This is a genomic window from Bradyrhizobium sacchari (assembly GCF_002068095.1).
Lineage (GTDB): Bacteria > Pseudomonadota > Alphaproteobacteria > Rhizobiales > Xanthobacteraceae > Bradyrhizobium > Bradyrhizobium sacchari.
Window position 1 is genome coordinate 740677 of record NZ_LWIG01000001.1, and the last position, 11613, is coordinate 752289.

The following is an 11613-nucleotide window of genomic DNA, read 5'->3' on the forward strand; positions in this document are numbered from 1 at the left end:
CCCGCCGATCGCGACATCGCGATGGTGTTCCAGAACTACGCGCTCTATCCGCATATGAGCGTCTACAACAACATGGCCTACGGCCTGCGCAACCGCGGCATGGCCGAGGCCGAGATCAAGACCCGCGTCGAGGAAGCCGCGCGCGTGCTCGAGCTCTCGGCCATGCTGGAGCGCAAGCCGCGCCAGCTCTCCGGCGGCCAGCGCCAGCGCGTCGCCATGGGCCGCGCCATCGTGCGCCAGCCGAAGGTGTTTCTGTTCGACGAGCCGCTCTCCAATCTCGACGCCAAGCTGCGCATCGCGATGCGCGTCGAGATCCGCAAATTGCAGCGGCGGCTGAACACGACGTCGATCTACGTCACCCACGACCAGCTCGAGGCGATGACGCTCGCCGACATCCTCGTCGTCATGAACGGCGGCCAGGTCGAGCAGGTCGGCAATCCCCTGGCGATCTACGAGAGGCCGGCGACGACCTTTGTCGCCTCCTTCATCGGCGCGCCGCCGATGAATTTGATGTCGACGCGTCCTGAGGAGATCAAGTCGCAGCTCGGCGGCGCCTCAAGCGAAGCCGGCATCGTCGGCATCCGCCCGGAGGATTTCGTCATCACCGACCAGACGCCTACCGGCGGCGTCGCGTTGCCGCTGACGGTGGAGGCCATCGAGCGCGTCGGCGCCGAAACCTTCGTCTACGGCTCCCGCGAGCAGGAAGACCAGCGCGTCGCCGCCACCCCCGGCGAGCTGCCGCCCGGCGAGGTCATCGTCCGCATCCCCGGAACCGACGCCCCCGCCATCGGCCAGAAGATTCGCGTCGCGGCGGCGCGGGCGAAGCTGCATTTGTTCAGCGGCGACGGGCGGAAGCGGATCGAGGCCTGAGCGGTTCCGAGGGGCCGTCGATCAAAACCGCGAAAACAACCCCATGCACAGTAGAAGGGGCTCTGTTTTCATTGGGATAATTCGCCCGCAGATTCGTGATGCCCGGACTTCCCGCGGCCATGACGAATTGTAAGCATTTTGTGCGATGGCAGAGCCGGTAAGGGGCCGAAGCGTCCCATCCACAGCCCCCGCTACGTCCTTGAACCACAACGGGGATATGCCCATATTGCTGACCAAGGGGTGCCTTGATCGGGCCCCGAAACACCAAAGTCGCTTCGAGAGGACTTTGTAAACTATGTCTCGTGTTCCCACGTTATCCAGTCCGTTCCTGCTGGGCTTCGACGAGATCGAGCGCGTGCTCGACCGCGTCGTCAAAGGCGCCGACGGCTACCCTCCCTACAATATCGAGAGGTGCAGCGGCGCTGACAACCAGCCCGAGCGGCTGCGCATCACGCTGGCGGTCGCCGGATTCACCCGCGACCAACTCGATGTAACCATTGAGGAAAACCAGCTCGTGATCCGCGGGCGTCAGCAGGACGATAAGACCCGGCAATACATCCATCGCGGCATCGCCGCGCGCCACTTCCAGCGCACCTTCGTGCTGGCGGAGGGGATGCTGGTACTGGGTGCGGATCTGAAGAACGGGTTGTTGTCGATCGACCTGGCCCGGCCTGAACCGGAGAGGATCGTTAAGACAATCGCTATCAATGAGCACGAATAATGGAACGAGTAGCGGACTCGACCGCTTAGTTTCTGTGAAGGAGTCGAGACCATGAGTGAAGGTCACGTTGCGTTCGAATACGAAGCCAAGAACGTCTCTCCGGAGACGCTGGCAACCCTCGGCGAAGGCCATATCGCCTATGTGAAGCAGATCCGTTCCGAGGACGTACCGGACCTGTTCCCTGAAGCGCCCAAGATCGCGCCGGGCCTCAAGCTCTTCGCGCTCCACGCCGCCGACGGCACGCCGATCATGCTGACCGACAGCCGCGAAGCCGCGATCGCCAACGCCTGGAGCAACGAGCTGCAAGCGGTGAGCGTGCACTAAAGCGCGCGCGTCGCACGGATAGAGTTTCAGACGGGCATGCCTCGCACGGAGGCATGCCCGTTTTTATTTTGGAAGACGATGCTTCCTCATCGTCATTGCGAGCCAACGGGTCCGCGCAAAGCGCGGCCCGATGACAGGCTCCGCGAAGCAATCCAGAATCTTTCCGCGGAGGCGGTCTGGATTGCTTCGTCGCAAGAGCTCCTCGCAATGACGGCGCGCGAGGCTGCAGCGTACCCAACTCTCGCATCACTTCAAAAACCGAGCCCTTCGCGCGCCGTGTCCATGGCCCATTTGTCGGTCGGCGAAAGTGCGAAATCGGCGCCGGCAAGCGCCGCTACTGCGCGGTGAACGGCATCGAGGCACGCGCGCGATAGGTCCACAGCCCAACGTCGCCGCCGATGCCGCCGCGCTCGACGCCGACAGCAATCTGCGCGCCACTGTCGTAGCGCGCGGCGACGCCAGCGGTGACCCGTGCGGACCAGCCGTCGAGCAGAAATGCCGGTGGTGTTGTGGCCGCGGCCAACGCCGAGGCCGCAGCCGTGTCGCCATTGAAGTAATAGTCGCCGTACAAGCCGACATAGGGAATGACGGTCGCACGGGACAGCCATGCGACCGCGTAAGCGAGCTTCACGCCTCCGCTGGCCCGGCCGCTGGTGAAATCGCGCGCGGCCTGCAACGTCCCGAGCGTATCGGTGTAGGCGCTCTCGTGCTCCCACATCGCGTAGATTTTCGCCGACGGTTCGATGAGGAGGCCCAGATAGCGATAAGTGCCCGTGAGCCCGCCGGAAGCCAGCCAACGGCTGCCCGTGAACGAGCCGGCGGCCGTGCCTGCAGTTGCGTTATAACCGATGCCCGAATAGGCGATCGCCGCGTCGAAACGGACGGTGTCGGTGATGCGCCAGCCGAGATAGGAGCCGACTGTCCATCCGTCGCCCTTCAGGCGCCCCGTGAGAACGTCGGAGCGATAGGCGAAGGTTTCGTAACCGCCGAGCACGCCGGCTAGAAAGCTCGGTGCCAGCTTGCGCGTGACGCCGGCGAGCGCATTTACCTGGGTGCCGTAGAGCATCGGCACCGTGGTGGCGCTGCCAAGCGGCGCGACGCTCCAGCGATCCAGCGTCGCACCGCGCACCTCCGCCCAGGCCAGCCAATCGCGCGGCTCGACGATGCGTTTGGGCGGCGCCTTGGCCGCGACCGCATGATCGAGCGCCGCGAAGGCATCGTCGACGCGCGAGCCAGACGGCGATCCCGGTCGCATGCCCGAGGCGCGATCGCGGCTCGACGCGGGATCGTTGCCGGCGCCGCGCGGAACTGCATCTGTTGCTGCTGCGCCGGGATCCGCGGCAAAGTTGAAGCGAACGCCGCTGCTGTTGGGTGTGACGAGCGGCCCGCCGTCGCCAAAGCCTTCACCGATTGCGCTATCGACCACGCCGGAGATGGCTTGGCCCGAGAATTGTGCCGCCATCGGCGCCGCCAGAGTCTGCATGGCACGCAGTTTCAGGCTGTCCGCCGGCGTGCTGACGCTCTGGATCATGGGTGCGGACGTTGAGGCCGTGAAGGTCGCGTTCCCGGCGTAGCTTGCAGCGATGGTGTGGCTGCCGAGCGTCAGCGACGCGGTCGTGAAGGTCGCGATGCCCGCGGCAAGCGTCGCCGTGCCGATCACAGCACCGCCGTCGCTGAACGTCACCGTGCCGGTCGGCGTGCCGCCACCGCTCGACACCGTCGCGGTAAACGTCACCGGCTGGCCTGCCGGGCTCGGATTTTGCGATGAGGTTACGGCCGCGGTGGTCGCCGACTGATTGACCGCCTGCGTCAGAGCCGCCGATGTCGAGCCCGCGTTGTTGGCATCTCCAGGATAGACCGCAATGATTGAATGCGGTCCGGCCGCCAGCGCCGACGTGGAGAATGTCGCTACGCCGCCGGCGAGTGCCCCTGTCCCAAGTGTCGTGCCGCCATCCTTGAACGTCACCATTCCCGTCGGCGTGCCCGACGGAGCCGTGACCGTCGCGGTGAACGTCACCGATTGCCCCAAGCCGCTCGGGTTTGGCGACGAGGTCAAGGCGGTGGTCGTCGTCGTCGTATTCACGGTGAGGACGGCCGACGCCGCGTTGCCCGTGCCGCCATTGGTCGAACTGACGGGGCCGCTCGTGGTGGTCTTGACGCCGACGGAGGTGGCGGTGACGTTCAGCGCGGCGGTGCAGGAGCCGCCGCCCGCAACCGTTCCCGCGGAAAGAGTGATGGGGCCGCTGCCGGCCGCTGCGGTAAAGACGCCGCCGCATGTCGTAGCGAGGGCGTTAGCCGCTGTGATTTCCAGGCCCGGCGGAAGCGTGCTGCTGAACGCAACGCCGGTCAGTGCAGTCGAAGCACCGGGGTTGGTGATCGTGAATGTGAGCCTGGTGGTGCCATTGACCGCAATGGCCGCCGGAGCAAAGCTCGCGTCGATGACAGGCGGTGACAACGGTGCGTTGACCACCTGCGGATTGCCGGTGAGCGCGCCCGTGCTGCCGTTGAAATTGCCGTCGCCGCCAAAGCTGGCGGTGATGGTGTGATTGCCTGCGGCAAGCGCTGCGGTGGTAAGGCTGACGGAGCCTCCGCTCAGCGCTGCAGTGCCGATCGGACTGCCGCCGTCGAGAAAGGTTACCGTGCCGGTCGGAGTTCCGGCCCCGGGCGCGACGGGCGCAACGACGGCGGTGAAGGTGACGAACTGGCCGACCGCACTCGGATTGACCGAGGACGTCACGGAGGTCGTCGTATTGGCCTTGTTGACCACTTGCGGATTGCCGGTGAGCGGTCCCGTGCTGCCGTAGTAAAAGCTGTCACCAGCAAAGGAGGCCGTGATCGTGTGATTGCCGACAGCGAGCGGCGAAATTGTCAGTGTACCGCCGTTCGGGAATGGACCCGGGCTGATCGACGTGCCGCCGTCGAAGAAGTCTGCGGTCAGGATCGAAATACCCCCCGAGACGATCGCGGTGAAAGTGACGGGCTGGCCGAACACGCTCGGATTGGCCGAAGAGGTCACAGCGGTCGTGCTGTTCGCCCGGGTGACGATCTGAGACGTGTTCATCGAGCCGAGGCTGCTGTTGAAATTGCCATCGCCGCTATACGTCGCCGAGATCGTGTAGGAGCCCGGGTTCAGCCAGGTCGTGAAGCTGGCGATGCCCCCGCTCAACGTCGCCAATTCCGACCCCGAGCCGTCGCCGGAGATACTGAAGGTCACGCTGCCGGTCGGCGTTCCCGCCCCCGGGGTGGACGAGACGACCGCGGTGAAGGTGAACGAGCCGTACGGGCCAGGATTGGCCGAGGAGGTCACGCTGACGGTGGTGGCGGCCTTGTTGACCACGAGCGTATAGTTGTTCGAGGCGCTGGTGGTGTCCGTGTCGGTCGCCGTGACGGTGAAGGAAAACGATCCGGCGGCCGTGGGCGTGCCCGACAACAGACCGGACGGACTGAGCGTCAGTCCAGGCGGAACAGCGCCCGATGCCGCATAGGTGCAGCACCCGCCAGTCCCCCCAACGCCGGAGAATTGTGTGGGGGTATACGCATCTCCCACGGCTCCCGACGACACGGCGCCCGAAGCCGGGCTGAGGGAGGTCACGGCAAAAGCCGTAGCCGGGGCAGCGAGCACCATCAGGACAAGGGCGGCAACCTGCAACAGCCACGAGGAGAGCGGACCGCCGGTCGCCGGCCGGCTCCTTTCAAAATTCGAGAGCCGACTTTTCAGGACTGAACGAACGAACATACCCCGCCTTGCACGTTGGCCGACAAAATCGAGCCGGTCGGCCGTCGCTAGCAGGCAATTGTTTGGTCAATATTTGAGGGATCGCCGGGCAGGCTGCTGCCGGGCATGGGCGAGCCAGATCGTCCCGCTAATGCGGCACGCGGGCAACAATTCAGGCCGCGATCGGACCGATGCTCCTGAGAACGAAGGCTGGCACGGCCTCATTGCCGTGCAGCCGCATCACATGCGCGATCAGGCCGCGCATGACATTGGCGCGTGCCGCTTCCGAGATGAGGTGACGTGCCGAGGTGAAATAGAGATATTCGATCGCATTGCGTGCGCCCGCGGGACCGATCGCGGCCAGTGCATCCGCCGACGCCGCCGGCAATTCCTGCTCCGGGGCAGCGACCATCCAGCCGATCGTCAGGCCGATGTCGCGCGGACAGCGCGGATTTTCCCTCGCTGCATCGGCGACGCTGGTGTCCAGCGCAGCGCGGTCTCCGGACGCAAGCACGGAGATCGCCTTCAGCACCCGCATATGAAGATGCAGGTCGCAGTCCGGTTCGAACGTTTCGATGCCGCGATCGAAGAATCCGATTGCTTCGTCGAAACGGCCGCGCGCATGGCACAGTTGCCCCATCACCGGAAGGGCTGCGCCAGAATCGGCCGTCCGGGCGAATGCGCGACCAGCAATGTCCTCCGAGAGGTCGAGGTGACCGCGGTCGATGAAGTACAGCAGCTTGGCAGCCGCCAGCATCAGAAGCGGATTCGCCTCGACGGCGGGCAGGCACTCCAGCACCGTGGCGTCGATCTCGCTCTCGATGCGATAGCGTTCTTCCAGGCTGATCTCGCCGAATGGACTAGTGTGGACCAGGCGCGCGAACAGATGCAAACACCATTGCAGGGCGATGTCTGCATTGAGGGGGGCGTGCGCGCGGTCCTTGCCGAGTTGCTCACCGCTTGCCAACCACGCGCGATTCGAGGCTGACAGAAGGCTTGCGGCCTTGTGGAAGCGCGTTTCAAGCGGTTCATCCGCGGGCGTGCCAAGGCCGGTGGAGGCCTCAATGAGCGCCTGCGACAGCGCATCGACGACGCCGTCCGAAATCCGTCTCACCTCCGTCGCCAACGATCCGGCGTCCGCCATGTCGAAATGCAGCCGGAATGCTTTCACGATGCGCCTTGATGGCATGTCCCGCAAGGTCGCGGCACAATCAAGAGACTCGTTGCCGGCAAGAAAGCTCATTTGCAGGACATAGCGCGCGCTGGATGCAGCGGCGTACCCGTCCTCGACAACCACGACATCGCGGCCGAGGCCGCCGGCGATCATGTCCCTGATCTGCCCGACCAGGGACGACGCCTGCTGACCGAAGCGATGGCCCTGTGGTCCGAACGTCGGCGCAATGGCGAGGAAGCAAGCGATCGTTCCGGAAGACGGTGCAGCAATCCAGACGTAGCCTTCGCCATATTGCGTGGCGATGTACTTTGGCGATCTTGCGCTATCGCCAAGCTTGGACCGCAGCCGGTTTACCAGAAAGTCGATGTTGCGATCGGAAATGTCCGATTCGGAGGCGAGCTCGTCAAGCAGTCGGCCACGGCGCATGAGGCGACGCGGATTGCGCGTGAGGGCCAGCAGCAGTGCGCGCTCGTTTCTGGTGAACTTGATCGTCTGCTCGTTACGGCGCGCGAAGAGGCACGTCTCGTCTAGGATCAGATCTCCAAAGCGGAGATCTGGCACTTTGTTCACTCCTAACCCCCTCAACCCATCAACCGCCGGCGACGAGACAGATACCGTCTGGAACGGCTCAGCCGCAAGCGCTGAGTGGAACAGCTGCTGACCGCGCGGTCTTTCGACGCGCGGACGATCGATGGATCGCAGAGGAGCGCTTACGCCGCGGTCGCCGGCGGCAGGGCGAGCACCGAATAGATCGCCTGCGCATCGCGCGAGGCGCGGAGCTTCTTGGCGATGTCCTGGTCGCGCAAAAGGCGAGCGATGCGGGCGAGCGCCTTGAGGTGGTCGGCACCGGCGCCTTCGGGGGCGAGCAGCAGGAAGACGAGATCGACCGGCTGGCCGTCCATCGACTCGAAATCGATCGGGCGATCGAGGCGCGCGAACAGGCCGAAGATCTTTTCCAGCTTGGGCAGCTTGCCGTGGGGAATGGCGACGCCGTAGCCGACCGCGGTGGTGCCGAGCTTCTCACGCTGCAGCAGCACCTCGAACACCGAGCGCTCGTTCTGCCCGGTCAGCTCGGCGGCCTTGGCCGCAAGCTCCTGCAAGGCCTGCTTCTTGCTGTTGACCTTCAATGCCGGGAGAATCGCCTCGGGTGCGACCAGATCGGTAATCGGCATGGAAGGTTTCCGAGGTGAATTAAACCGTCAGGTTCCGAATTGGCCAGCTTGGAAAGAACCACGCCGGGCCGGCGTCAAGAAGGTGAAGCAGGAGGGGGACTTAGCCCCGATCCTGATGTGGGGCGCTTCTACTCCAACGCAATCCCGGTGCCAACTCCTGCGTGCGGCTTTGCCCCGGTCATTGTTAAGGCCTGTGGTTGATACGGGGCCCGATTTTCCGCCCTAACCGCCCGCGTTGCCGTCGGCTTTGGCGCCGGGCGGGTCGACCCAGCCCACATTGCCGTCGGCGCGGCGGTAAATGATGTTCACCCGGCCGCTGGAGCCATGCTGGAATACCAGGCAGGGTGCCCCGCTGAGGTCGAGTTCCATGACGGCTTCGCTGACTGAGAGCTGCCGCAGCGAGGTGGTTGCCTCGGCGATGATCACGGGGCTGTAGCCGGTGATCTCGTCCTCGTCCTCGCCTTCGCCCGGAGCCTCGAGCACGTAGCTGGTGGCATCGAGCGCGGCCAGAGCCGCATTGGCGACATGGGCCTTGCGGGCCGACCGATCCTTGAGCCGGCTCTTGTAGCGCTTGAGGCGCTTCTCGATCATCAGGAGGGCCTGGTCGGCGCTGGCATAGGCGTCGGGCGCGTTCGAATCGGCCTCCAGCGTGATGCCGGAATCCAGATGCAGCGCGCAGTCGGTGCGGAAGCCGAAGCCATCCTTCGAGAGCGTGATGTGGCCGGAATAATTGCCGTCGAAATATTTGCGCAGGACCTCTTCGGTCCGGTCGCTAACGCGGCCGCGCAGGGCCTCGCCGACGCTGACACTCTTTCCCGAAATTCGAAGGGTCATGTGATGCCTCGCTTGGTTACGCCGAGCTGCGATGACGTGTCATCGCAGCTGGGGATGCTCCCTGCGCATGGTCCGCTCGGAAACCCGCGGTGCACTTGTCCGGATCATGCGCATGCTTGGATCGTCTCGATGGGGGATTGAGAGTAGCGCGATTTGGCGCCAGCGCAATCAGGCCGGCTCGGTGTTGCGGGAGCGATCGGACGATGCGGCGGAGAGGACGTTACCAAGAGCGCTCTGCTTGTCGCGGCGGCGTTGCACCGAGGAGGGAATGCGCATGGCTTCGCGGTACTTCGCGACCGTGCGGCGGGCAATATCAATGCCCGAGGCGCGCAACCGTTCCACGATGGTGTCGTCCGACAGGATCGCGGACGGCGCTTCCGAATCGATCAGCTGCTTGATGTGGTGGCGGACGGCTTCGGCGGAATGCGCCTCGCCGCCGTCGGCCGAGGCGATCGAGGCCGTGAAGAAATATTTCAATTCGAATGTGCCGCGATTTGTCGCCATGTACTTGTTGGCGGTGACGCGCGACACCGTGGATTCATGCATCTGGATGGCGTCGGCAACGGCCTTCAGATTCAGCGGCCGCAGGTGCGCGACGCCGTGGGTGAAGAAGCCGTCCTGCTGGCGCACGATCTCGGTTGCAACTTTCAGGATGGTGCGGGCGCGCTGGTCGAGCGCGCGCACCAGCCAGGTCGCGTTCTGCAGCGCGTCGGTGAAGTAGGACTTGTCGCCGTCCTTGCCGATCTTCTTCGACAGCTCGGAATAATAGGTCTGGTTGACCAGCACGCGCGGCAAGGTGTCGCTGTTGAGCTCGACATGCCAGCCGCCGTCCGGACCCGGGCGGACATAGACGTCCGGCACCATGGTCTGGAGCCGGGCCGAGCCGAACTTCATGCCCGGCTTGGGATTGAGACGGCGGATCTCGCCGATCATGTCGGCGATGTCCTCGTCGTCGACGCCGCAGAGCTTGCGCAGGGCCGCGATGTCGCGCCTGGCGAGGAGATCGAGATGCTCGACGAGGGCCTGCATCGCGGGATCGTAGCGGTCGAGTTCGCGGAGCTGGATCGCCAGGCATTCACTCAAGCTACGGGCGCAGACGCCGGGCGGGTCGAATTTTTGCAGCACGGCAAGGACGTCCTCGACCTCCTGCTGCGACGCGCCAAGCCGCTCCGCGGCCTGGCCGAGATCGGACGGCAGATAGCCGGCCTCGTCGACGAGGTCGATCAGGTACTGGCCGATCATGCGCTGCGCGGGCGCGGTGAAGGCGACCGAGAGCTGCTCGGCGAGATGGTCCGACAGCGTTGTCTCGGCCGCGACAAAAGCTTCCAGATTGTAGTCTTCGTCACCGGAGGCGCCGCCGCCCCATTCCGTATAGGTGGTCGGCGCGGCGTCCTGGGCGTTGCGCGCCGCGGCCTCGGCCGGCTCCTCGGAGAAGACGTTGTCCAGGCCCGTATCCAGGGTCTGCTCGATCTCGGCGCGGGTGCCGAGATCCTTGCTCATCCATTCTTCCTGGCCCGGCTCGAAGGCGTCGCCCGGACCGCCGCCCGGCTCGTCGCTGCTGCTGCCGCCCCCGAAATCGTCGCCATCGCTGAACTGACCAGCCTCGGCCGGGGCTTCGCCCGCGGGGGCCTCGTCGCTGGCCCGTTCCAGCAGCGGGTTACGCTCGAGTTCCTCTTCCACGAAGGTCGTGAGATCGAGATTGGACAATTGCAGCAGCTTGATCGCCTGCATCAGCTGCGGCGTCATGACCAGCGACTGCGATTGCCGGAACTCTAATCTCTGCGTAAGCGCCATGAAGCAAGAACCGTTCCCAAAATTGGTCCGATTTTTGCTTATCCTAGTCCGGGCCCGATGTACACGTCTTGACGAAACGCAAAAACGGGCTAGAGGCGGAATTCCTCGCCAAGGTAAAGGCGGCGGACATCCGGGTCCGCGACGATCTCATCCGGGCTGCCCTCGGTCAAGATTTCACCGGCATAGACGATGTAGGCACGATCCGTGAGGCCGAGCGTCTCGCGCACATTGTGGTCGGTGATGAGCACGCCGATGCCGCGATTGGTGAGATGACGGACGAGATCCTGGATGTCGCCGACCGCGATCGGATCGATGCCGGCGAAGGGCTCGTCGAGCAGCATATAGTTCGGACGCGTCGCCAGCGCGCGCGCGATCTCGACGCGGCGACGCTCACCACCCGACAGCGCGATCGACGGTGATTTCCTGAGGCGCGTGATGTTGAATTCGTCGAGCAGCGAATCGAGCTGCTGCTCGCGCTTCTTGCGCGACGGCTCGACCACTTCGAGCACGGCACGGATGTTCTGCTCGACGGTGAGGCCGCGGAAGATCGAGGCTTCCTGCGGCAGATAGCCGATGCCGAGCCGCGCACGCTGATACATCGGCAGTTTCGTGACGTCGTGGCCGTCGAGCTCGATCGCGCCGCGATCGGCCTTGATGAGGCCGGTGATCATGTAGAACACGGTGGTCTTGCCGGCGCCGTTGGGGCCGAGCAGGCCGACCGCCTCACCGCGGCGCACATAGATGCTGACGCCGCGCACCACCTGGCGGCTGCCAAAACTCTTTTCCACGCTATGCACAGCCAGGAAGCCCGGCCGCTTCAGCAGCTGCGGCCCGCTGGCGCCGTTCGGCTTGGCGGCCGCCCTGACCGGGTGAACCGCCTGCGCACGCGGCGCCTCTGCCTGGTAGTCGGCCTGGTAATCGACCTGATAGTCTCCCTGGAACTGGTCGGGCGCGTGCATCGGCTGGTCACGGGCGATCGGCGGAGCATCCCGCACCGGGCTCGCCACCA

Annotated in this window: 9 protein-coding genes; 3 read left to right on the forward strand and 6 right to left on the reverse strand. The window is 64.9% G+C overall.

The window, feature by feature from the left end; translation table 11 throughout:
* From A5906_RS03375 to A5906_RS03385, 3 genes are all read left to right on the forward strand, one after another.
* On the forward strand, positions 1-870 hold an 870-nt coding region (locus A5906_RS03375), incomplete at its 5' end, for an ATP-binding cassette domain-containing protein (RefSeq protein ID WP_245326572.1).
* 295 nt (positions 871-1165) lie between these two features.
* The gene (locus A5906_RS03380) at positions 1166-1591 is read left to right on the forward strand and encodes an Hsp20 family protein (RefSeq protein ID WP_008539959.1); all 426 of its coding nucleotides are present in this window, start codon (positions 1166-1168) and stop codon (positions 1589-1591) included.
* Between the two features lie 51 nt (positions 1592-1642).
* Positions 1643-1915, forward strand: a complete 273-nt coding sequence (locus A5906_RS03385; protein ID WP_035704148.1) for a BQ00720 family protein — start codon at positions 1643-1645, stop codon at positions 1913-1915.
* A 334-nt stretch (positions 1916-2249) separates the two neighbouring features.
* On the opposite strand, the gene A5906_RS03390 is transcribed toward A5906_RS03385, so the two are convergent.
* The 6 genes from A5906_RS03390 to lptB all read right to left on the reverse strand — a co-directional run bounded on the left by A5906_RS03390 (position 2250) and on the right by lptB (position 11611).
* A complete protein-coding gene (locus A5906_RS03390; RefSeq protein ID WP_161495356.1) occupies positions 2250-5507 on the reverse strand; it encodes an Ig-like domain repeat protein in 3258 nt (1085 codons plus the stop codon).
* 295 nt (positions 5508-5802) lie between these two features.
* A complete protein-coding gene (locus A5906_RS03395; RefSeq protein ID WP_161495357.1) occupies positions 5803-7365 on the reverse strand; it encodes a winged helix-turn-helix domain-containing protein in 1563 nt (520 codons plus the stop codon).
* Positions 7366-7514: 149 nt separating this feature from the next.
* On the reverse strand, positions 7515-7976 hold the full coding sequence (ptsN, locus tag A5906_RS03400; RefSeq protein WP_027514736.1) for a PTS IIA-like nitrogen regulatory protein PtsN: 462 nt from the start codon (positions 7974-7976) through the stop codon (positions 7515-7517).
* Positions 7977-8198: 222 nt separating this feature from the next.
* Positions 8199-8810 (reverse strand): ribosome hibernation-promoting factor, HPF/YfiA family, encoded by a 612-nt coding sequence (hpf, locus tag A5906_RS03405; protein ID WP_080133813.1) that lies wholly within the window; start codon positions 8808-8810, stop codon positions 8199-8201.
* 168 nt (positions 8811-8978) lie between these two features.
* Complete coding sequence (gene rpoN / locus A5906_RS03410; RefSeq protein ID WP_080133814.1) at positions 8979-10604, reverse strand: RNA polymerase factor sigma-54; 1626 nt, start codon at positions 10602-10604, stop codon at positions 8979-8981.
* A gap of 89 nt (positions 10605-10693) precedes the next feature.
* A complete protein-coding gene (lptB, locus tag A5906_RS03415) occupies positions 10694-11611 on the reverse strand; it encodes an LPS export ABC transporter ATP-binding protein (protein WP_430642345.1) in 918 nt (305 codons plus the stop codon).
* Between the last annotated feature and the right edge of the window lie 2 nt (positions 11612-11613).

What these genes read in the sequence shown, in the direction of transcription:
- A5906_RS03380 (WP_008539959.1), top strand. Translation starts at nt 1,166, where the DNA reads ATGTCTCGTGTTCCCACGTTATCCAGTCCGTTCCTGCTGGGCTTCGAC.
- A5906_RS03385 (WP_035704148.1), top strand. Translation starts at nt 1,643, where the DNA reads ATGAGTGAAGGTCACGTTGCGTTCGAATACGAAGCCAAGAACGTCTCT.
- ptsN (WP_027514736.1), bottom strand. Translation starts at nt 7,976, where the DNA reads ATGCCGATTACCGATCTGGTCGCACCCGAGGCGATTCTCCCGGCATTG.
- hpf (WP_080133813.1), bottom strand. Translation starts at nt 8,810, where the DNA reads ATGACCCTTCGAATTTCGGGAAAGAGTGTCAGCGTCGGCGAGGCCCTG.
- rpoN (WP_080133814.1), bottom strand. Translation starts at nt 10,604, where the DNA reads ATGGCGCTTACGCAGAGATTAGAGTTCCGGCAATCGCAGTCGCTGGTC.